Source organism: Streptomyces acidiscabies (assembly GCF_020010905.1).
Lineage (GTDB): Bacteria > Actinomycetota > Actinomycetes > Streptomycetales > Streptomycetaceae > Streptomyces > Streptomyces acidiscabies.
Map to the genome: position 1 here is coordinate 1,257,315 of NZ_JAGJBY010000001.1, position 22,508 is coordinate 1,279,822.

The 22,508-nt window shown below is 69.0% G+C and carries 17 protein-coding genes; 6 read left to right on the top strand and 11 right to left on the bottom strand.

Features of this window, described 5'->3' with window-relative positions; all coding sequences use genetic code 11:
- Positions 1-20: 20 nt before the first annotated feature.
- From J8M50_RS06115 to J8M50_RS06135, 5 genes are all read right to left on the bottom strand, one after another.
- Complete coding sequence (locus tag J8M50_RS06115) at positions 21-2,246, bottom strand: acetate--CoA ligase family protein (RefSeq protein ID WP_010357827.1); 2,226 nt, start codon at positions 2,244-2,246, stop codon at positions 21-23.
- 120 nt (positions 2,247-2,366) lie between these two features.
- Entirely contained in the window at positions 2,367-3,227 is an 861-nt protein-coding gene (locus J8M50_RS06120; protein ID WP_010357828.1) for a GNAT family N-acetyltransferase, read from the bottom strand.
- Entirely contained in the window at positions 3,224-3,832 is a 609-nt protein-coding gene (locus J8M50_RS06125; RefSeq protein WP_010357829.1) for a GNAT family N-acetyltransferase, read from the bottom strand. The genes J8M50_RS06120 and J8M50_RS06125 overlap by 4 nt, the downstream gene beginning before the upstream one ends.
- 57 nt (positions 3,833-3,889) lie before the next feature.
- Complete coding sequence (locus J8M50_RS06130) at positions 3,890-4,315, bottom strand: Zn-ribbon domain-containing OB-fold protein (RefSeq protein WP_010357830.1); 426 nt, start codon at positions 4,313-4,315, stop codon at positions 3,890-3,892.
- Positions 4,316-4,318: 3 nt separating this feature from the next.
- On the bottom strand, positions 4,319-4,765 hold the full coding sequence (locus J8M50_RS06135; RefSeq protein WP_010357831.1) for a DoxX family membrane protein: 447 nt from the start codon (positions 4,763-4,765) through the stop codon (positions 4,319-4,321).
- 258 nt (positions 4,766-5,023) lie between these two features.
- Here J8M50_RS06135 and J8M50_RS06140 point away from each other — a divergent pair, with 258 nt between their 5' ends.
- On the top strand, positions 5,024-6,220 hold the full coding sequence (locus J8M50_RS06140) for a flavin-containing monooxygenase (protein WP_010357832.1): 1,197 nt from the start codon (positions 5,024-5,026) through the stop codon (positions 6,218-6,220).
- A gap of 187 nt (positions 6,221-6,407) precedes the next feature.
- Positions 6,408-7,895: a flavin monoamine oxidase family protein gene (locus tag J8M50_RS06145; RefSeq protein ID WP_010357833.1), complete on the top strand. Its 1,488-nt coding sequence runs from the start codon at positions 6,408-6,410 to the stop codon at positions 7,893-7,895.
- Between the two features lies 1 nt (position 7,896).
- Here the strand turns inward: J8M50_RS06145 and J8M50_RS06150 are convergent, their stop codons facing one another.
- Positions 7,897-8,565, bottom strand: coding sequence for a pyridoxine/pyridoxamine 5'-phosphate oxidase (locus J8M50_RS06150; protein WP_010357834.1), 669 nt, complete (start codon positions 8,563-8,565; stop codon positions 7,897-7,899).
- A gap of 23 nt (positions 8,566-8,588) precedes the next feature.
- On the bottom strand, positions 8,589-9,602 hold the full coding sequence (locus J8M50_RS06155; RefSeq protein WP_010357835.1) for an expansin EXLX1 family cellulose-binding protein: 1,014 nt from the start codon (positions 9,600-9,602) through the stop codon (positions 8,589-8,591).
- A 220-nt stretch (positions 9,603-9,822) separates the two neighbouring features.
- Here J8M50_RS06155 and J8M50_RS06160 point away from each other — a divergent pair, with 220 nt between their 5' ends.
- Positions 9,823-17,343: a CLIPPER-2 domain-containing protein gene (locus J8M50_RS06160; protein ID WP_075693137.1), complete on the top strand. Its 7,521-nt coding sequence runs from the start codon at positions 9,823-9,825 to the stop codon at positions 17,341-17,343.
- A gap of 65 nt (positions 17,344-17,408) precedes the next feature.
- On the opposite strand, the gene J8M50_RS06165 is transcribed toward J8M50_RS06160, so the two are convergent.
- The 3 genes from J8M50_RS06165 to J8M50_RS06175 all read right to left on the bottom strand — a co-directional run bounded on the left by J8M50_RS06165 (position 17,409) and on the right by J8M50_RS06175 (position 18,777).
- Positions 17,409-17,615, bottom strand: a complete 207-nt coding sequence (locus J8M50_RS06165; protein ID WP_010353337.1) for a hypothetical protein — start codon at positions 17,613-17,615, stop codon at positions 17,409-17,411.
- 109 nt (positions 17,616-17,724) lie between these two features.
- On the bottom strand, positions 17,725-17,919 hold the full coding sequence (locus tag J8M50_RS06170; protein WP_010353336.1) for a hypothetical protein: 195 nt from the start codon (positions 17,917-17,919) through the stop codon (positions 17,725-17,727).
- Positions 17,920-17,925: 6 nt separating this feature from the next.
- Complete coding sequence (locus J8M50_RS06175; RefSeq protein ID WP_029183801.1) at positions 17,926-18,777, bottom strand: helix-turn-helix domain-containing protein; 852 nt, start codon at positions 18,775-18,777, stop codon at positions 17,926-17,928.
- Positions 18,778-18,953: 176 nt separating this feature from the next.
- Here J8M50_RS06175 and J8M50_RS06180 point away from each other — a divergent pair, with 176 nt between their 5' ends.
- The gene (locus J8M50_RS06180; protein WP_010353334.1) at positions 18,954-19,460 is read left to right on the top strand and encodes an ATP-binding protein; all 507 of its coding nucleotides are present in this window, start codon (positions 18,954-18,956) and stop codon (positions 19,458-19,460) included.
- Between the two features lie 4 nt (positions 19,461-19,464).
- Here the strand turns inward: J8M50_RS06180 and J8M50_RS06185 are convergent, their stop codons facing one another.
- Positions 19,465-20,625 (bottom strand): thiolase C-terminal domain-containing protein, encoded by a 1,161-nt coding sequence (locus J8M50_RS06185; RefSeq protein WP_029183800.1) that lies wholly within the window; start codon positions 20,623-20,625, stop codon positions 19,465-19,467.
- Positions 20,626-20,716: 91 nt separating this feature from the next.
- Between J8M50_RS06185 and J8M50_RS06190 the strand changes: the two genes are divergently transcribed.
- Both J8M50_RS06190 and J8M50_RS06195 read left to right on the top strand, forming a co-directional pair.
- A complete protein-coding gene (locus J8M50_RS06190) occupies positions 20,717-21,982 on the top strand; it encodes an acyl-CoA dehydrogenase family protein (RefSeq protein WP_010353332.1) in 1,266 nt (421 codons plus the stop codon).
- Positions 21,979-22,452 (top strand): nitroreductase family deazaflavin-dependent oxidoreductase, encoded by a 474-nt coding sequence (locus tag J8M50_RS06195; protein ID WP_010353331.1) that lies wholly within the window; start codon positions 21,979-21,981, stop codon positions 22,450-22,452. The genes J8M50_RS06190 and J8M50_RS06195 overlap by 4 nt, the downstream gene beginning before the upstream one ends.
- The last annotated feature ends 56 nt before the right edge of the window (positions 22,453-22,508 follow it).

Consider the following 22,508-nt stretch of genomic DNA (forward strand, 5'->3'; position numbering starts at 1 on the left):
GTCCTCCGTCCGAGGCGTGCTCACCGGCACACCGCCAGCGCGTCCAACGCCACCGCCCCCTGCCCCCGAGGCAGCACGATCAGCGGGTTGATGTCCAACTCCGCGATGTCGTCGACGAGTTCGAGCGACATCCGCTGCACCCGCAGGATCACCTCGACCAGCGCGTCCAGATCCGCTGGCGGCCTCCCCCGTACCCCGTCCAGCAGCGCCCGCCCCCGCAGATCCGTCAGCATGTCCCGCGCCTGCGTCTCCCCGAAGGGCGGTACGCGTACGGCGGTGTCGTGCAGGACCTCGACCAGGACCCCGCCGAGCCCGACCGTCACCGTCGGCCCGAACAGCGCGTCATGACTGACGCCGACGACCATCTCCACGCCCTGCGCGACCATCTGGCAGACCAGGACGCCGTCCAGCGCGACATCCTCGTACCGGGCGATGTCCGTCAACTCACGGTAGGCGTCCCGGACTTGGCTGGCCGAGGTGAGGCCGATCTTCACCAGTCCGAGCTCCGTCTTGTGCGCGATGTCCGCGCCGGACGCCTTCATCACGACCGGGTAGCCGACGAGGCTCGCTGCCCGGACGGCCCCCGCCGCGCTGGTCACCAACTGCTCGCGCGGCACCCGGATCCCGTACGCGCGCAGCAGCTGCTTGGCCGCGTGCTCGCTCAACTGCTGTCCGGGGCGCATGAGTTCACGGGCCTTGCGGAAGGAGGGCGAGGGGGTGCGGGGAGCCTGGTCGAAGGGGGAGCGGTAGTCGCGGGTGAAGCGGTGGTGGTCGAGGTAAGCCCGCACCGCCTTCAGGCAGTTGGGGACCGTACGGAACGTCACGACCCTGCGCGACCCCAACAGCACGTCCCGGTACGCCTGTTCGGTGCCGACCGGCGAACCCCACACCACGCACACCAGCTTGTCCGTCTCCTCGGCCGCCGCCACCAGATCCTCGACCAGCCGGTCGCTGAGCGGCGGGAACGGGCCGGTGATCGGACAGATCAGCACCCCGACCGACGGGTCGGCGAGGATCGCGTCGATGATCTTCCGGCCCCGGTGGTCGCCGACCGGGTGTCCACCGTTGTCGATCGGGTTCGCGACGCTGAGGAACTCCGGTATCCACTGATGGAGTTCGGCCTGCTTGTTGGCGGAGAGGGACGGCAGGTCGAGGCCCGCCGTCGTCGCGAGGTCGGCGACATGGGCACCGGTGCCGCCCGAAATCGCGTACACGGCAACGCCGTTCGCCACCGGGGGCTTCGCGCGGGCCAACAGGGTTGCCGTGTCCTGGAGTTCGTCGAGCGCGTCGACGCGAATCACGCCGTACTGGCGCATCGCGGCGTCGACCACGTCGTCCGCACCGGTGAGTTTGCCGGTGTGGGAGGCCGCCGTGCGGGCGCCGGTCTCGGTGCGGCCGACCTTCACGGCGACCACGGGCACCCTGCGGCGGGCCGCGCGGTCGGCGGCGAGCAGGAACGCGCGGCCGTCCTTGAGGCCCTCGACGTAACACGCGATCGCGCCGGTCTCGGGCCGCTCGGCGAAGTACGAGATGAAGTCGGCCGTTTCGAGGTCCGCCTCGTTCCCGGTGGGCGCCCAGTGGGAGAGGCGCACGCCCAACTCCTGGAGCGAGAACACCGGTCGGCCCTGGTGACCGGACTGGGTGATGAGGGCGATCGCCGGTCCGTCGAGGTCGTCGCGGAACTCCTCGAAGGCGTTCAGGTTGGTGTTCGGGCCGAGGAGTCTGAGGCCCGCGCGCTCGACGGCCGCCGCCAGCCTCGCCTGCGCGGCGGCGCCCTCCTCGCCGGTCTCCGCGAAACCGGACGCGAAGGCGACCGCGAACTTCACCTTCGTCTCGGCGAGTTGCTCGATCACCGGCAGCGGGTCGGACACCAACAGCACGGCCAGATCGACCTGTTCGGGAAGTTCCGCGACCGACGCGACGCAGGGAATGCCGAACACCGCAGGACGGGTGGGGTGCACCGGGTGCAGCCGGGCCCCCACCCGCTTCGACCAGGCCAGCAACTGCCTGGTGATCCCGGTGTTCGGCCGGCCCTCGGCGTCGGAGGCGCCGACGACCGCCACCGACTCGGGCCGGAAGAACCTCTCCAGATCCGGCACGTCCGCGTACAGCGGGCGCCCGCTGACGTCCATGCCGTCCACATCGGCCGGCCTGCCGTGCACGGCCGGTCCGGGCTGCTCGCCGCAGGCGATGACCCGGGCCCGGCGGGAGTCGGTGGTGAGGGTGCCGTGGGTTGATCCAAGCATCGGTCCGCCCGCCTCCTTGACTTAACTGACGCACTGTCAGATTACAGAACTGATGGTGTGTCAGGAATGGGGGTGCGGTGAAAGGTTGGCGGGCGGCCGAATGGGGGCGGTGCGGGGAGGTCAGTCCTGGAAGCCGTACGCGGCGAAGTCCTCGACCGGCCGGTAACCGATCCGCTGGTACAGCGCGTTGCTCGTCGGGTTCGCCAAGTCCGTGAAGAGCAGCACCTCTTGGGCTCCGGCCTCGCGCGCTCGGCGGCTCGCCTCGGCGGTGGCCGCACCCGCGTACCCCTTGGCGCGGTGCTCGGACGGCGTGTAGACCGTGACGATCCGGATCTGGCCCGCGACCAGGCCGGTGGCGCTCGCCATCGAGACCGGGGTGCCGTCCGGGGTCTCCCAGAGGGTGAAGGAGCCGGCGGCGATGCGGGCGGTCAGCAGGGAGTCGGCCATGGTGTGGGGGTGGCCGATCTCCGTCGTGAACTCGTCGTTCCAGGCGCGGAGCAGGGCGTGGTCCGCCGGGGTCGCGATGCGGGCCCGGCCCGGCGGGATCGGCTGGGGTCGCGTCAACTCCTCCAGCCGGTAGAGGCGTTCACGTCGGAACACGGTCGCGGTGGCGTTCGTCCTGCGCCTCCACGCCGCCACGAACGCCTCCGCCGTCTTCTCGTCCGAATTGACGCCGGAGAGCGGGTGGTTGTGATGCAGGAGCGCTTCGGCCAGCGACTCGGCCTGCTGCGGGGCGAGTTGGGTGACGCTGAGCGGGAACGGCGGGGTGTGGAAGAAGGCCGCCGCCACCTCGCCGTCGGCGCCGGTCAGGAAGCCGAAGAGAGGGCGGTTGTCGCCGTAGACGGCTGTGCCCTGGGCGCGCAGGTTCTCGGTCACGGTGAGCGCGACCGTGTGGCGGACCGGCCTGGAGCGCAGGAACGGGCCTGCCGTGTCCAGGAATTCGGTCAGGTCGGTGGTCAACCGCCAGTGTTCGTCGGTCATTTGCTCTCCCCGTTCGGTTCCGGATCGGTGGACAGGCGGGCATGCAGATGCATGTCGCGGAAGGCGTCGTGGCGGCCTGCGGCGAACGTCGCGTCACGGAGGGTGCCCTCGTAGCGGAAACCGCAGCGCTCGGCGATGCGGCAGGAGACGTCGTGACCGTCCGCGTGGTCCAACTCCAGCCGGTGCAGGCCGAATTCGGTGAGCGACCAGTGGGCTACGACGGTCAGGGCGCGGGTCGCGACACCCCGGCCCCGCGCCTCGGGCAGCACCCAGTACCCGACCCGCGCGCTCCGGGTGACCCGGTTGACGAGGTTCAGCCCGATCTGCCCCAGCGTCTCGCCCGTCGCGGCGTCGACGACGCGGAACGGCATGCCGGTGCCCTCGGCGGCACCCTCCACCTTCGACCGCATGTGAGCGCGGGCCGAGTCGAGATCGGTGACCGGCATGAGGGGGGTGTTCCAACGCCGGAACTCGTCGTTCGCCTGGCCCCGCAGCCAGGCGTCCACGTCCGCGCCGGAGTCGGGGTCCCAGGAGTACAGGGCGAGGCCGTGGCCGTACAGGCGGAGTACGGTGGCCAGGGGTACGGGGTCGGTCGCTCGGGGCATGGGGTCATTGAAACCGGGTCCCTCTTGAAGGGCATCCCATTTGCTACGCCCTGGGAGCTACCTCGGCGGCCCGAACACCGGCACACCCTCCCGGAACCTCACCACCAGCTCCATCCCCGGGTGGAGTTCCGCAGCCGTGCACCCCACCACCTCCGTCATCATCCGGGGCCCCTCCTCCAGGTCGACGACCGCCGCGACGTACGGTGTGCGTTCGCGGAACGGCGGGAGGTCGTTCCGGTGGACGGCCGACCAGGTGTAGAGGCCGGCCCGTCCGCAGGCCTCCTCCCAGACGACGTCCTCGCTCCAGCAGTGGGGGCAGAACTCGCGAGGGTAGTGGTGGGGGCGGGAGCAGGCCGTGCAGCGCCGGATCAGCAGGCGGCCCCGGGCGGCGGCGTCCCAGTAGGGGAGGGTGAGGGCGTCGGCCTCAGGTATGCCGTACGCGGGTATGTCGTACTTCTGAGGGACCCCCGGGCGCTCGACCATGTCTCAGAACCACCCCAGCGCACTGTCCACGGACCAGCTCTGCCACGACATCCCGAACAGGCCCACCACCGACATCAGCCCCATCATCGAGTTCTGCCCCTGCTCCGCCCAGTCGTGGATCATGAGGACGAAGTAGAGCCCGTTCAGGAGGAGCCCGCCGACCAGGGCGACGGGGGTGAGGAACCCGAGGACGAGGCCGAGCCCGAGGGCGAGTTCGGCGTAGGCGACGACGTACGCCATCGCCTGAGGCCGAGGCGTGACGGTGACCGCGAACCCACTGCGCACGGCGGACCACCGGTGCTTGGCGGCAATATCCGCCGCCCACCTGATCCCCCCGCCCTGGAACCACGTCTTCTTGTCCTTGTGCCGCCAACTCTCCAGCCACCACAGCCCGAGCCCGATCCGCAACACCGCCAGCCACTGCGCACCGTCGAGCCAGATCGTGTCCATGGGACTCCCTGCTGGGTCGGGCGAACGGGGTCGCGAATCTGACGGTACGTCAGTTCTAGGAGGGGGGAAGGGGTTTGGCAAGGGGGGTGCCGCGAGCACGGACCCCGGCGACTTCGGCGCGCCGGTCACCACTCGCACCCGTCAACACACCCGCATCGATCACGACTTCGCACACCTCTTTACATCCGTGATCAATCCGCAACCAATTCCGGTCTTGACCGATACCCATCAACCCGCCGCGTGATTACGCTCGCGACTATGGCACAGCCCAGCGAATCCACAGCGCCGATACAGTCCCGGCACACCGCCCCCACCCCGGCCGACCGCCCGGTTTACATCATCGGAGGCGGCCCCGGCGGTCTCGCCGCGGCGTATGCGCTGAAGCAGAAGGGGATCCGCGCGGTCGTGCTGGAGAAGGCCGACCGGGTGGGCGATTCCTGGCGCCGCCATTACGACCGTCTGCATCTGCACACGACCCGGCGCCTCTCGGCCCTGCCGGGGCTGCCGATGCCGCGCAAGTTCGGCCGCTGGGTGGCCCGCGCGGACGTCGTCCGGTACCTGGAGAAGTACGTCGAGCACCACGAGCTGGACATCGTCACCGGCGTCGAGGTCTCCGACGTCGAGCGCGCCCCCGATGGCACCGGCTGGCTCCTGAGAGCTACGGGGGGACGCGAGCTGACCGGCTCGGCGGTGATCGTCGCGACCGGCTACAACCACACCCCGTACCTCCCGGGGTGGACAGGACGAGAGGCGTACACCGGCCCGCTGACGCACGCCGTCGAGTACCGCAACGGCGCCCGCTACAAGGGCAAGGACGTCCTCGTCGTCGGCATCGGCAACACGGGCGCCGAGATCGCCGTGGACCTGGTGGAGAACGGCGCGGCCCGGGTGCTGCTCGCGGTCCGGACGGTCCCGCACATCGTGCGCCGCTCGACGGCCGGCTGGGCGGCGCAGTACACCGGCATCCTCGTCCGCCGCCTGCCGGCCGCCGTGGTCGACCGACTCGCCCGCCCCATGGCCAAGTTGAGCATCCCCGACCTCTCGGAGCACGGCCTCCCCCGGCCCGACAGCGGCCTCTACAGCCGCGCCAAGGCGGGCGCGATCCCCGTCCAGGACGTCGGCCTGATCAGCGCGATCCGCAAGGGCAAGGTCGAAGTCGTGGGCGCCGTCGAGGGGTTCGAGGAGGGGGAGGTACTGCTGGCCGGAGGCCGGCGGGTGCAGGTCGACGCGGTCGTTGCCGCAACCGGTTACTCCCGTGAGCTGGAAGGACTCGTCGGCCACCTCGACGTCCTGGACGAGAGCGGGCGGCCGGTGGTGAACGGCGCGCGGTCGCCGAAGAACGCGGCCGGGCTGTACTTCACCGGGTTCGTCACGCCGATCAGCGGGACGTTCCGCGAGGTGGGGCTGGACGCGGAGCGCATCGCCAAGCGGATCGCCCGCGACCTGCGAGCGTAGAGAACCTCAACTCATCGCAGTAGTACGCCTGTTGTACAAGTGTCGGATGTGACGGGTGTGCGGGGTCGGAGAACTGTCGCACGGCGGCGCGAGTCGCCAGAATGCGCGCTGGAACGTGAACAATTCTCAGCTTTCCCGTTCCGGCAAGTTGCGCAGAGTTCTGCCGACCACCCCCCGGAGGCCGCACGTGGCAAGCGAAAGACCCTTCTCCCGCCGGAAGTTGATCGGAGGCGCGGGCGCCCTCACCCTCGCCGCGACGGCCACCGGTACGGCCTCCGCGCAGGCGGCGACCGCCACCCGTGACGTCGACGTCGCGATCGTCGGCGCCGGGCTCGCCGGACTGACGGCGGCCCGCGATCTCGTGGCGGCCGGAAAGACCGTCGTCGTGCTGGAGGCCCGCGACCGGGTGGGCGGCCGGGTACTGAACCTGAAGCTCGCGAACGGCGGAGTCACCGAAGGCGGCGGGGAGTTCATCGGCCCGACGCAGACCCGCATGAAGGCGCTCGCCGACTCCCTCGGCGTCGACACCTTCGCGACCTACAACACCGGCAACAACCTCCTCTACAAGGACGGCAAGAAGACCCCGTACGCCACCGACGGGGCCCTCGGCTCGGTCCCGCCCGTCGACCTCGCCGGACTCGCCAACGCGGCCATCGTGCAAGCCTCGTTGAACGACATGGCCAAGCAGGTCCCCGTCGACGCACCCTGGTCCGCGCCCAAGGCCGACGAATGGGACCGCCAGACCTTCGAGACCTGGCTGCGCGCCAACGCGGTCGTCCCGTCCGCCAAGTTCCTTCTGGACGTGGCCTGTACGTCGATCTTCTCGGCCGAACCCCGCGAACTCTCCCTGCTCTTCGTCCTCTACTACATCGCCGGCGCGGGCGACGCGAACAACCCCGGCACCTTGGAGCGCCTCACCGAAACCGCCAAAGGCGCCCAGGAGTTGAGGTTCGTCGGCGGCTCCCAGCAGGTCCCGGTCAAGCTGGCCGCGACCCTCGGCGACCGCGTCGTCCTGAACGCGCCGGTCCGCTCGATCGCCAAGTCCGGTTCCCGGTACGTCGTTTCGGCGGACGGCGCGACGGTCACCGCGTCCCGCGTCATCGTCGCCGTACCCCCGCCGCTCGCCGCGCGCATCACGTACGACCCCCTGATGCCCGCCGCCCGCGACCAGCTGACGCAGCGCCTGCCGATGGCCTCCGTCGCCAAGGCGATCGCGGTCTACGACACGCCCTTCTGGCGCGCCGACGGTCTCAACGGCCAAGTCGTCAGCGACAGCGGCGTGATCAGCTCCACGTTCGACAACTCCCCGCCGGACGCGTCCTTCGGGGCCCTCATGGGCTTCATCGAGGCTGACAAAGCACGGCAGTTGGACGCGGCGAGCGAGGCCGAGGTGCGGACGGCGGTCCTCAAGGACTTCACCACCTACTTCGGCGCCAAGGCCGCCACCCCGACCTCCTTCGCCCTGCACCGCTGGAACAACGAGCAGTACACGCGCGGCGGCCCCGTCTCCATCGCCGCGCCCGGCGTACTCACCCAGTACGGACGGTCGTTGAGAGTGCCGGTCGGCGGCATCCACTGGGCCGGGACGGAGACGTCCGTCTACTGGATGGGGTTCATGGACGGGGCCGTGCGGTCGGGGGAGCGGGTCGCGCGGGAGGTCCTGGCGGCGCTCTGAATCAGGGCCAGAGCAGCACCTTCTCCCAACTCCCCTCGCTGCGGCGGTACTCCAGCCGTACATGCCTGCGCCGCTCGTCGCCCTGGAAGAACTCCACGGCGTCCGGCGCGAGTTGGTACAGCGTCCAGGTCGGGGACGGGGCCTCGGGATCGCGTACCGCCCGCTCCCACGCCTCCTCGGAGGCGGTCGCCAACTCGCCCAGCGACGGCAGGACTTGGCTCTGCCGTCCGGTGAGTGCGGCGGCCAGCGCCCCTGTCGAGCGGGCGTGCAGATCCGCCTGGGACTCCGTGTCCGGGGCCGCCGTCACCCGGCCCCGGACACGGACCTGGCGGCCCAGCGACGGCCAGTAGAAGGCGAGGGCCGCGTACGGCCGTTCGGCGAGCTGACGGCCCTTTCTGCTGGTCGAGTGGGTGGCGAACGACCAGCCGTGCCGCTCGTCGGCGCCGTGCAGCATGACGATCCGCACGTCCGGCGCGCCGCCCGCGTCCGCCGTCGCCAGCGACATGGTGTGCGGCTCGCGCTCACCCGCCGCCACGGCCTCGGCGAACCAGTCGGCGAACAGCGGCAGCGGCGTGCCGGGCGCGGCGGCCGGGTCGAACGCCGGGAGGCTGGTGGCCTCGGGCGCCCAGACCCGGAGGGTGCGCAGGAGTTGGGGAAGATCGCTGGTCATGGACCGATTATGGAACGCGGCCCTCAGCGCCGGCGGAACTGCACGCCGGTCGGCTGTATGACGTTCGCCTTCACGGGGAGGCCGTCCACGACGAGCTGCTCGCCGTAGATGTCGGTGATCCGGATCGACCCCCCGCAGCCGCTGCCCTGCTCGGACAGGAAATAGTTGTACCCGGTCCGCTCCAGCCGCAGCCACGACCCGCCGCTGCGAACTTCCAGGCGGGCGACGGGATTTCGGTGACCCAGCGCCTGGATCCCGCACCAGTACTGCGAGGACCCGGTCTTGTACCGCACGGACACGTTCCCGTCGACACTCGGGCTGAGCAGGCTCCACGAGATCGGGATCCGCCCGGTGACCAGCGGCGCCAGCTTCGCGAACGCCTGCTGGCTCAGGTCGAGTTGACCCGGCTGGCAGGGCGCCGGGCACTCGTTGGTGATGCGTACGGTGATGGCGGCGCCACCGGCGCTGACCCGTACGTACGCCCCGCACGCCTTGGACGTCTCGTAGTCGGCGGTGTTCATCGCGGCCGTCATCGTGTCACCGGTCGGCCCGAAGGAGCAGGCGCCGTTGCCGTCGCCGATGTCGTACGCCGTGGCGACGCCCTGGTACGTCCGGCCGGGCTCGATACGGCCGGCGAGCTGGGCGTCGCCGCTGCCCGCGTTCGCGACGCTGCCGCTGCCCGAGCCGCTTCGGGCCTGGGAGCGGGCGGACGGCGCGGAGGCGGTCCCGGGAGAGGGCTTGGCGGAGGGGGTGGTCTTGGACGGTGACGGTGAAGGCGAGGGGGAACCCGAAGTACTGGGGGTAGGGGATACCGGAGTACTGGGGGAGGGCGTAGTACCTGAGGGGGACACCCCGCCGGACTGCTCCTCGACGACGCTCCCGGCCCCTGCCTTCGCGTCCGCCCCGGAGCCTCCGCCGCCGGGGCGGAAGGCGACGACGAGCGATACGACCAGGGCGATACCCGCCACGGCGATGACGGATATGAGGATGCCGGGCCGGCGCCGGGGCTGCCTGCGCCGGTGGGATGAGGTTGCCACGCGTAGTCCTTAGGTCGGGTGGGGCTGCTCATCAGTTGCCACAGACCCCGGAAAGGTTGCCGCGCTGTTCGTGCTCCTTATACGTCCGCTTGCCGGGGACCGTTCGAGGGATTCCATAAAGACACATATTTATGCCTTTCTGGTTAATTAAATACTGATGGTAAGAGATAGCGATCGTGACGGGAGTTTTCGCTGGTCGGGCAAGAGGCGGGAGTAGTTGATGAAGCGTCAGAGCGGAACGGCGCGCTGGAGAGGTGGCGGACTGGCCGCGCTCCTGGCCGTGCTCGCGTTGCTCCTGTCCTGGTTGCCCCCGGTGTGGGTGGCGACGGCGGCGGCTGTCCCGGCGGGGTCGGAGTATCCGGCGAGCTGGTCGGTCAGCGGTAACACCGCGACCGGCACCACGCCGAGCGGGGTCGTGGTCACCGCGACCGTCTCCGGGCCGGTGAACGCGCCGACGCAGGGCGACATCATCTTCACCGGTACCCGTCCGGCGTACCTCCCGAGCGGTACGTCGGCGTTGAGTCTCGCTATCCAGAACTGCACCAACACCGCGACGAACGGCTGCGGTTCGATCACCTACACGTTCTCCCAGCCCGTGAAGACACCGGTCTTCTATGTGGGTGCGGTGGGCGCGTACACCAGCTCGACCTCCGTGGTCACCTACCACGATCACCCGGTCACGCTCGCGTCCGGCACCTTCAGCCTGGACTCGGCCGGTTCGCAGAGCTCCCGCATGGGGATCTCGAACAGCTCCAGGACGGTGGGGATCGTCAACCCGCAGCAGTACGTGGGCGGCCCCCTCGGGGACGGGGGGAGCTGCTCCACCTTCGGCTGCGGCGCCTACGACGTCGCGACGACGACACCGACGATCACCAGTCTGACCCTGTACTACGGGTACGAGGGCAGCGGCAACAACATCGACGGGTTCAACCAGATCCTCGGTATCACCCCCGCCAAGACCTCCCTCTCCCTCACCAAGTCCGCCTCCCCGAGCCAGATCTCCAAGGCCGGGGACACGGTCACGTACTCGTACCAGGTGACTAATACCGGAGAGGTAGACGTCTCCAACCCGAGGATCAACGAGTCCTCGTTCTCAGGTACGGGTACCAAGCCGTCGGTCTCCTGTCCCACCGGGAGCCTCGGCGTCGGCGCCTCGGTGACCTGCACCGTCACCTATACGGCGACCCAGGCGGACGTCGACGCGGGCAGGGTCACCAACACCGCGACGGCGACGGCGACACCGCCGAGCGGCATGACCGCGCCGACGTCGAACTCCTCGACGGCGACGGTGAACGTCTCGCAGAATCCGGCGTTGTCCGTGCAGAAGACGGTTGCCGAGACGGGCGACCTGAACGCCGGGCAGACGCTGCACTACTCGTTCAAGGTCACCAACACCGGTAACGTCACGCTGAGTCCGACGCGGATCAACGAGACCGCGTTCACCGGCAGCGGTGGCACTCCCACGGTCACCTGCCCCAACGTGCAGCTGGCGCCCGGCACTTCGCTGACCTGTACGGCGTCCTACACGGTGACGCAGGCGGACGTCGACGCGGGGACGATCTCCAACACCGCGACCGCGACCGGCACTCCGCCGAACAACGGCACGCCCGTCACCTCCACCCCGTCGACCGTGGTCGTGCCGTTCACGGCCAAGCCGGCGCTGACGGTGGCGAAGTCGGCGGACAAGCAGAACGTCGTCGTCGGTGACGTGATCACGTACTCGTACAAGGTCACCAACACCGGCAACGTGACGATGCGGAACGTCTCCGTCGCGGAGGGCACCTTCTCCGGCAGCGGCACCAGGCCGACGCCCTCGTGCCCGGCCGCCGCGGGCTCCATGGCGCCCGGCGCCTCGGTGACGTGCACGGCGACGTACACCGTCACGCAGGCGGATGTGGACGCCGGGAAGATCGACAACGCGGCGACGGCCACAGGTACACCCCCGACCGGAGGTACCCCGGTCTCCTCACCCCCGGGTACTACGACGGTGACGACGTCCCAGAAACCCGCGCTGACGGTGGTCAAGTCGTCCGACCGTACGGACCTGGTGGCCGGTCAGACGGTGACGTACTCCTTCAGAGCTACGAACACCGGGAACGTCACCCTCAAGAACGTCACCGTCAAGGAGGGGGCCTCCAGCGGTACGGGGACCATGTCGGCGGTCTCCTGCCCGGCCGCCGCGAGTTCGCTGGCGCCGGGGGCGTCGGTGACGTGTACGGCGACCTACACGGTCACGCAGGCGGACGTGGACGCCGGGAAGCTCACCAACGCCGCGACCGCGACGGGCGTTCCGCCGGGGACGACCACGCCGGTGGAGTCGCCGAGTTCGCCGAACACGATCACCGGGACGCAGAAGCCCGCGCTGACCGTCGTGAAGTCGGCGGACCGTACGGACCTGGTCGTCGGCCAGACGGTGACGTACTCCTACAGAGCTACGAACACCGGCAACGTCACCATCACGAATCTCGCCGTCCAGGAGAGCGGGTTCTCCGGCTCCGGGACGCTGTCGGCGATCACGTGCCCGAGCAACTGGCTCGCGCCGGGCGCGTCGACGACGTGTACGGCGACCTACACGGTGACCCAGGCCGACGTGGACGCCGGGAAGCTCACCAACTCGGCGACGGTGTCGGGGACGCCGCCCAATACCTCCACGCCGATCACCTCACCCCCTGGTACTACGACGGTGACGGGTACGCAGAAGCCCGCGCTGACCGTCGTGAAGTCCGCGGACCGGACGAACCTGGTCCTCGGGCAGACGGTCACCTACTCGTTCAAGGTGACCAACACCGGCAACGTCACCATGAAGAACATCGAGGTGAAGGACAGCGACTTCACCGGCAGCGGGACGCTCTCCGCGATCTCCTGCCCGGCCACGACGCTGGCGCCGGACGCCTCGACGACGTGTACGGCGACGTACACCGTCACGCAGGCCGATGTGGACGCGGGGACGATCTCCAACTCCGCGACGGTGAACGGCACTCCGCCGAACAGCACCACCCCGGTCGACTCGCCGCCGTCCACGACGACGGTGCCCGGGACGCGGACGCCGTCGCTGACGGTGGAGAAGTCGGCGGACCGTACGGACCTGGTCGTCGGGCAGACGGTGACGTACTCGTTCAAGGTGACGAACATCGGGAACGTGACGCTCAAGAACGTTGCGGTGCAGGAGGGTTCGTTCTCGGGTACGGGCGCGATGTCGGCCATCTCCTGCCCTGCCGGGGCGAGTTCGCTGGCGCCGGGTGCGGCGGTGACGTGTACGGCGACGTACGTCGTCACCCAAGCGGACGTGGATTCCGGCAAGTTGACCAACACGGCGACCGCGAACGGCGTACCGCCGGGGACGACCACGCCGATCACCTCGCCTCCCAGCCCGCCCAACACGATCACCGGCACGCAGAAACCGGGGATGACGACGACGAAGGCCGCCGACAAGACCTCGGTGGTCCTCGGGGACGTCATCACGTACACCTTCACGGTGACGAACACCGGCAACGTCACGCTGTCCAACGTCGGTGTGGACGAAGGGGAGTTCAGCGGTACGGGGACGATGTCGAGCCCGGTCTGTTCGGCCGGAGCGAAGTCGCTGGCGCCGGGCGCGTCGGTGACATGTACGGCGACGTACACGGTCACCCAGGCCGACGTGGACGCCGGGAAGATCACCAACTCCGCGACCAGCAAGGGCGTTCCGCCGGGGTCGACCACGCCGGTCACCTCGCCGCCGGGGACGACCACGGTGAACGTGGACCAGAAGCCGTCGCTCAAGCTGGAGAAGTCGGCCGACCGGACGGACCTGGTCGCCGGGCAGACGGTGACGTACTCGTTCAAGGTCACCAACACCGGGAACGTCACGATGAAGGACGTCTCGGTGAAGGAGGGCACCTTCAGCGGTACGGGGACGATGTCCGCGATCACGTGCCCGGGTGGCTCGCTGGCGCCGGGCGCCTCGGTGACCTGCACCGCCACCTACGTCGTCACCCAGGCGGACGTGGACGCGGGCAAGGTCACCAACTCGGCGACCCCCACGGGTACACCCCCTGGTAGTACGACACCTCAGGACTACCCCCCAGGTACTACGACCCTGACCGGTACCCAGACGCCGGCCCTCACGGTGGTCAAGACCGCCGACCGTACGGACCTGGTGCTGGGGCAGACGGTGACGTACTCCTTCAAGGCGACCAACACGGGCAACGTGACGATCAAGGACGTCACGATCAAGGAGGGGGACTTCAGCGGTACGGGTACCCTCTCCGCGCCCGTCTGCCCCGACGCGGCGAAGTCGCTCGCGCCCGGTGCCTCGGTGACCTGTACGGCGACGTACACCGTCACGCAGGCCGATGTGGACGCGGGGACGATCTCCAACACCGCGACGGGGAGCGGGACTCCGCCGAACACCACGACGCCGGTCACCTCGACGCCGTCCACGGCGAAGGTGCCGGGGACGCCGACGCCGTCGCTGACGGTCGCCAAGTCGGCGGACCGTACGGACCTGGTCGCCGGGCAGACCGTCACCTACTCCTTCAAGGTGACCAACACCGGGAACGTCACGCTGAAGAGCATCGCCGTCAAGGAGGGCGACTTCAGCGGTACGGGGACGATGTCGGCGGTGACCTGCCCGGGCGGGTCGCTGGCGCCGGGTGCGGCGGTGACGTGTACGGCTACCTATGTCGTCACCCAAGCCGACGTGGACGCGGGCAAGTCGACCAACACCGCGACCGCGACCGGCGTACCGCCGAACACGACCACGCCCGTCGAGTCGCCGCCCAGCCCGCCCAGCACGATCACCGGGTCGCAGAAACCCGGGCTGAAGGTGGAGAAGACGGCCGACAAGACGCTGGTGGTCCTCGGGGACGAGGTCACCTACACCTTCACGGTGACCAACACCGGGAACGTGACGGTCAAGGACGTCTCGGTGAAGGAGGGGGACTTCAGCGGTACGGGTACCCCCTCGGCGATCGTGTGCGCGGACGGTGCGAAGTCGTTGGCGCCGGGGGCTTCGGTGACGTGTACGGCGACGTACACGGTGACCCAGGCCGACGTGGACTCGGGGAAGATCACCAACTCGGCTACCACTACTGGCGTACCTCCGCAGGGGGATACGCCGGTCACCTCGCCGCCGGGGACGACCACGGTGAACGTGGACCAGAAGCCGGGCCTCAAGGTGGAGAAGTCGGCCGATCGTACGGACCTGGTGGTCGGGCAGACGGTGACGTACTCGTTCAAGGTGACGAACACGGGCAACGTCACGCTCAAGAGCGTTGCCGTGCAGGAGGGTTCGTTCTCCGGTTCAGGGACGATGTCGGCTATCTCCTGTCCTGCCGGGGCGAGTTCGCTGGCGCCGGGGGCCGTGGTGACGTGTACGGCGACGTACGTCGTCACGCAGGCCGATGTGGATGCGGGGGAGGTCACCAACTCGGCTACCACTACCGGCGTACCTCCGCAGGGGGACACTCCGGTCACCTCGCCGCCGAGCACTCCCAGCACGATCACCGGGACGCAGACGCCGGGGCTGAAGGTCGACAAGGTCGCCGACCGGACGGATCTGGTGGCGGGTGAGACCGTCACGTACTCGTTCAAGGTGACCAACACCGGGAACGTCACGATGACGAACGTCGGTGTGAAGGAAGGGGAGTTCAGCGGTACGGGGGAGCTGTCCGGGATCACGTGTCCGGACGCGGCGAAGTCGGTGGCGCCGGGTGGCTCGGTGACCTGCACTGCTACCTACGTAGTCACGCAGGACGACGTGGACGCGGGGAAGATCACCAACTCCGCTACTCCTACGGGTACGCCGCCTAATACCACCACTCCGCAGGACTACCCCCCAGGTACGTCAACCCTGACGGGTACGCCCAAGCCGGGGCTGAAGGTGGAGAAGACCGCCGACAGGACCGGGCTGGTCGCGGGGGAGACGGTGACGTACTCCTTCAAGGCGACGAACACGGGCAACGTCACGCTGAAGAACGTCTCCGTCAAGGAGGGCACGTTCAGCGGTACGGGGACCATGTCGGCGATCACCTGTCCTGCTGGGGCGAAGTCGCTGGTGCCGGGTGCCTCGGTGACCTGCACGGCCACGTACGTCGTGACCCAAGGCGACGTGGACGCTGGCAAGTTGAGCAACACGGCGACCGGGACCGGCGTACCGCCGAACACCACCACGCCGATCACCTCTCCGCCGAGCGACCCCAGCACGATCACCGGTACGCAGACGCCGGGGCTCAAGGTCGAGAAGTCGGCCGACAAGTCGGATCTCGTCGTGGGGGAGACGGTGACGTACTCGTTCAAGGCGACCAACACCGGGAACGTCACGCTGAAGAACGTCGCCATCCAGGAGGGGGACTTCAGCGGTACGGGGAAGGTGTCGGCGATCGACTGTCCGGATGCGGCGAAGTCGCTGGCGCCCGGGGCTTCGGTGACCTGCACGGCTACGTACGTCGTCACTCAAGCCGACGTCGACGCGGGCAAGGTGACCAACACCGCGACGGGTACCGGGGTTCCGCCGAACACGACGACCCCGATCACCTCTCCGCCGACCTCGCCGAACACGATCACCGGTACGCAGACGCCGGGGCTGAAGGTCGAGAAGTCGGCCGACAAGGCGGAGTTGGTGGCCGGCGAGACCATCACGTTCTCGTTCAAGGCGACGAACACCGGGAATGTGACGCTGGCCGATATCGCCGTCGTCGAAGGGGAGTTCAACGGCACGGGTACCTTGTCCGAGCCCTCTTGCCCCGACGGTGCGAAGTTGTTGGCGCCGGGGGTCTCCGTGATCTGCACGGCCACGTACGTCGTTACCCAAGGCGACGTCGACGCCGGGCAGTTGGCGAACTCCGCGACCGTTACGGGCGAGCCGCCGCTCGGTGGTGACCCGGTGACCTCGCCGCCGGGGACGACCAAGGTGCCGGCCGATGTGAAGCCGGGGCTGAAGGTCGTGAAGTCGGCGGACAAGGTGAAGCTGGTGCTGGGCGAGACGATCACGTACTCGTTCGTCGTCACGAACACCGGGAACGTCACGATGAAGGAAGTCGCCGTCCAGGAAGGGGAGTTCACCGGGTCCGGCATGCTGTCCGAGGTGTCCTGCCCGGACGGGGTGAAGTCGCTCGCGCCGGGTGTCTCGGTGACCTGCACGGCGACCTACGTCGTCACCCAGGACGATGTGGACGCCGGGAAGATCTCCAACTCCGCGACTGTGACCGGGGTTCCGCCGACCGGGCCGAACACGCCGGTCACCTCGCCGCCGGGTACGACCACGGTTCCGACGGATCTCAAGCCGGGGCTGTCCGTGGAGAAGTCGGCGTCGCCGGACCGTTCTGTGAAGGCCGGTGAGACGATCACGTACTCGTTCCTGCTGGCCAACACGGGGAACGTGACGTTGCTCGATGTTCGGCCGGTGGAGGGCGAGTTCACCGGGACCGGCAAGGTGTCGCCGATCAACTGCCCTGACGGGGCTGCGAAGTTGATTCCTGGGCAGCGGGTTACGTGTACGGCGACGTACGAAGTGACCGAGGCCGACGCGAAGTCCGGCAAGCTCAGCAATGCGGCGACCGGTACGGCGCGGGTCCCTGGTGGCGGTACGCCACCGGTGCCGCCGACCTCGACGGTCACGGTGACGACTGTGCCGCCTGCGACGCCGGAACTCCCGGAAACGGGCGATGAGTTCGACCCGTTGCTGATCGGGTTGGCGGTGTCGCTGGCTGCGGCGGGTGGGGGGCTGTTGTTGGCGGTGCGCCGCCGACGCGGCGAGTAGTAACCGCTTGAGAAACGGGGCGTCTGCCGGGTGGCGGGCGCCCCGTTCGGCGTTGGGGGGCAGGGTCAGAGGAGGTGGTCGGCTTTGCCGGCTTTGATTTCGAGGATGAGAGCGCGGAGGGCTTCGCGGGTGTCGGTGAGGGGGGTGTCCTCTTGTCCGGCGACGGCGATGTAGGCGTTGCCTGAGGCGTCGGTGCCGAGCCGGAAGCAGTTGTTGCCCTCACCGCAGAAGGGGGCTTCCCAGGTGATGTCGGTGTGCGTGAAGGGCCTCATATACGCACGGTACTCGTGGAGTTGGTGGCTCGCAGGAGTGCAGGACGGCATACCCGGCGCTGGGGCGGGGTGTCTGCCGGGTGGCGGGCTCCCCGCCCGGTGCTGGGGGTTAGAGGAGGTGGTCGGCTTTGCCGGCTTTGATTTCGAGGATGAGGGAGCGGAGGGCTTCGCGGGAGTCGGTGAGGGGGGTGGCTTCCTGACCGGCGACGGCGATGTAGGCGTTTCCTGAAGCGTCGGTGCCGAGGCGGAAGCAGTTGCTGCCTTCCTGGCAGAAGGGGTCTTCCCAGGTGATGTTGTCAGGCATGGTTCCTCAGAGTTCGCGGGCGACGGTGCGGATGAGGTCGCGTGAGGCTGCTGGTGGCAGCGCGGCGGCGTCCATCCAGTCCAGATGCGCACGATACTTCGTGAGTTGAGCCTCGGCGTCCGCAAATACCGGACCTTGTAGGGAGTCCAGTTGAACGGTGTCGAGTTGAGGGACGGGGCCGTGGGCGTATCCGATGGCGTGCCCGGCGCCGGGGAAGTCACCGACGGACATGGGGATGATCCGTACGTCGATCTCGTCCCGCTCGGATAGTTCAGCGAGGTGCGTCAGCTGCTCCCGCGTGGCCTTGGTGCCGCCGAACTGCATGCGCAGGGCTGCCTCGTGTGTGTAGGCAAGGTAGGGGAGTGGGTCAGGGCGCTCGAACACCTGCTGGCGCGCCATCCGGTGGGCGACCCGCAGCTCCACTTCCAGCCTGCTGATCGACGGCAGTCCGGCGCCGAAGATGCCGCGTGCGTACTCCTCGGTCTGCAACAGGCCGGGAACATGCATGAATTGGACCGTCTGCAACCGCGTCGCGTGCCACTCCAACTCGGCGATGTCCAACAGGCCTGCGGGCAGGGTGCCTCGGTACTCCTCCCACCAACCGCGTTCCTTGTACTCGGCCATGGCGACCAGTGCGTTGACGTAACTCTCGTCCGTGCACTCGTAGTTGCAGGCCAGCGTGCGGACCCGGTCCGCCGAGAACGTGCGGATGCCCGACTCCATGTTGGACAGCCGGGTCCGGTCGATGCCGAGGAGTCCGGCGGCGTACTCCGTGGTCTGCCCGGCCGCCGTCCGCATCTTCCGCAGCTCCATACCCAGACGCTTCTGCCGCTGAGTCGGCGTGTTCCTCGTGGCCATGCTGCCCCTAACGCACGTGTGGTCGCCTCAAGTCTGCCGTGGGCAAGGTAACCGAGTCCAACACGGGTGGGGTAATTATTCGAGAATCGATGGACAGTTAACGGAACAACTCCCTACAGTCGGTCATGGCTCAGTTACTGAGCCCCTCAATCCCCACGCACCACAAGGGAGTTGCCGTGACCATCGACATGCCCGGAGACGGAATCTGTCGGTCCCCCCGCCTCAACCCCACCCACCTCGCCTTCAGCCCCTGCCTCCCCACCGGCCTCCGCTACAGCTTCACCCTCCCCGCCGACCTCCAGACCCCCGCCGTCGCCCGCAACATCACCCGCGCGGTCCTCGACATCCACTCCCTCCCCCTGATGACCGACGCCGCCGTCCAGACCGTCAGCGAACTCACCACCTGCGCCTGCCGGTTCACCCCCGGCAAGGACATCTACCTCTCCCTCCGCTTCCGCCAGGACGCCCTGTACATCACCCTCTTCGACGACCACCCCCAGCACACCAACACCCACCTCAAGTCCGCCTGCGAAACCCACCGCTGCACCGCCCTCGACCTCCTCGACCGCGTCATCGGCGCCTGCACCGGCGACTGGGGCATCGGCGCGAGCAGCGCCTTCACCGGCGGCACGAAGATGTGGGCGGTGCTGCCGAAGGAGGGTGCGGAGAGGTACGCGGCCTGACGCCTCACCTCCCCAGCACCACCGTCCCCGACGAGCAGAACCACCCGCCCGTTCCCGACGCCACCCCCAGTCGAGGCAAGTCCCCGTCCCGGGTGCGGACTTGCCTCGTTCCTGCCTCGCCTCGGAGTTGGCGGACCGCCTCGACCAAAAGGAACAGCCCCCGCATCCCGGGGTGTTGGGCCGACAGCCCACCCCCGTCCGTGTTGACCGGCAACTCCCCGCCCTCGACGAGGAGTCGGCCCTTCTCCACGAACGCCCCGCCCTCGCCCTTCGCGCAGAAGCCGAGGTCTTCGAGGGTCACCAGCGTCATGTAGGTGAACGCGTCGTAGATCTCGGCGAAGTCCATCTCACCAGGGCCGACTCCGGCCCGCTCGAAGGCCGTTCGGCCGCTCACCGCAGCCGGTGACACCGTGAAGTCCGTCCACTCCGACATGCTCGCGTGCGAGACGTACTCCCCACTCCCCAGCACCCACACCGGCGCCGAACGGCAGTCCTGGACGTACTCCTCAGCCGCCAGCAATATCGCCGCGCCGCCGTCCGAACGGATGCAGCAGTGCAGCTTCGTGAACGGGTCCGCGATCAACTCCCCGTCCAGCACCTCCGCTTCGGTGATCGGCGTGCGGAACATCGCCTCGGGATTCAGCGCCGCGTTCGCCCGCGCCTGCACCGCCACCGACGCCAACTGCTCGATGGTCGTGCCGAATTCGATCATGTGGCGGCGTGCGGCCATCGCGTACTTCGCGATCAGCGTGTGTCCGTACGGGGCTTCGAACTGGGTTGGGCCCCGGCTGCCGAAGGACAGCGTGCCGGTGCGGCGGCCCGCCCGGATGTCCGCCCGCGCCGTCGAACCGTACGCCAGGAGTACGACGTTGGCGTGACCGGCGGCGATCGCGTCGGCGGCGTGGGACGCCATGACCTCCCACGTCGAGCCGCCCACGGACGTCGAGTCGACCCAAGTCGGGTGCAGGCCCAAGTAGTCGGCGACCTCGACCGGGGCCAGCGTGCCGAGGCCCGCCGAGGCGAAGCCGTCGATCACGCTCCGGTCCAGGCCGGAGTCCGCCAGGGCGCGGCGGGCCGCCTGGGCGTGGAGGGCGTACGGGGTCGTGTCGTCGAGGCGACCGCAGTCGGAGAGGGCTGCGCCCACCACAGCTACCTTGCGCGTCATGAGATCTGACGGTACATCAGATCGGTTCTCTTCTATATGTGTCGGCGCTTTGATATGACGGGTCGTCAATTGTTGAGCTCTGGGGGACTTGATGGACGCCAGCCTCACCGCCGAACAGCACGAGATCCGGCGCACCCTGCGCGAACTCCTCGGAAAGCGTTGCGGATCCGCCGAGTTGAGAGCGGCGGTCGAGACCCCCGATGGGTACGACCCCGCCCTGTGGAGCGCGCTCGCCGGGCAACTCGGGCTCCCCGGGCTCGCCTTGCCGGAGGAGTACGGCGGGGTCGGCTGCGGCTCGCTCGAACTCGCGCTCGCCGGGGAGGAATTGGGGCGTGCCCTTACGCCGTCGCCGCTGCTCGCTACCTCCGTCCTCGCCGTACCGCTGATCGCGGCCCTGGGTGGCGCCGGGCAGCGGTCCGCTTTCCTGCCCCGCATCGCCGCCGGGGACCTCACCGCCACGCTCGCTGCACCGGTCGACGCCTTCGCCCTGACCTGCGACAACAGTGGTGACTGGGCCGGTGGGGGGCGCTCCGGTGGCGTACAGGCCCGTGGAGGTCGAGAAGGCTGGCGGCTCTACGGGGAGGTCGTGCGCGTGCTCGACGGGCACAGTGCCGGGGTGCTGGTCGTCGCCGCGCACTGTGGGGGGTTCGCGCGGTCGCGGGTTCGGTTGTTCGTCGTACGCGGTGATGCTGTTGGGCTGACTCGGGTGCGGCATACCGCACTTGACGTCACTCGGCCACTCGGGTGCGTCCAACTGAGGGACGTTCCCGCCGAGTTGCTCGGAGAGAGTGGCAGCAGTCACGACGGCGGCGACATCGACGCACTGCCCGTGCTCGCCTCCACCGGCGCGGCGTTCGCCGCCCACCTCGCCTGCGAAGCTGTCGGCGCCGCCGAACGCGTACTGGAGCTGACTGTCGAACACGTCAAGCAGCGCGAGCAGTTCGGGCGGGCGATCGGGTCGTTCCAGGCCGTGCAGCATCGGCTCGCGGACGTGTATGTGCAGGTGCAGGCCGCTCGTTCGGCCGCGTACTACGCCGCTTGGGCCTTCGGCAGAGAGGCGGTCGGGGGGATCGCGCTCGCGCAGGCGCTGGACACGCTGCAGCTCGCCGCCGCCGAGGGGATTCAACTGCACGGCGGGATCGGGTTCACGTGGGAGCATGACGCGCAGCTGTACTTCAAACGGGCGGTGGGCGACGCGTTGTTGTTCGGGCCGACGCATCGGCTCCGTGCACATGCGGCCGACGGGGCTGAAGTCTTCGAGCGAGGTGCCGGCGAGCGGAACCCTCGGCAGAATGCCCAATGGAACGACTCGCACCCCGGCCAGAGCAACACTCGGCAACAGGAGGTCACCGCGTGATCACCATCGGCGTCCGATTCGTCCAACGCGTGTCCTCCACACGGGCGTTCAGCAAGGTCGCCCCGAGCGTCCTCCCCGCGCTCGACCGCGCCGTACACCGGCTCAGCCGCGGCAAGGTGCTGCTGAGCGCGCAGCTGCTGCCGGGTGTGATTCTCACCTCAGTGGGCGCGCGCAGCGGGCTGGCCCGCAGGACGCCGCTCGCCTGCATGCCCGAAGGCGACGGGAGTTGGCTGCTCATCGGCTCCAACTTCGGCCGCCCGGGGCATCCTTCGTGGACCGCGAACCTCATCGCTCACCCGGAGGCGCGGATCAGCTGGAAGGGGCGTGAAGTCCCCGTCACGGCACGGCTGTTGACCGGGGAGGAGAGGGCCTCGGCATGGAAGGCCGCGCTCGCCTTCTGGCCGCCGTACGCGACGTACCAGGCCCGGATCGAGCGCGAGATCCGCCTGTTCAGGATCACCGCCACGTGACAACTGCCGTACGCCGACCGCTCCGTCACCCCCGCCGTCCGACGGCAACGGGCGAT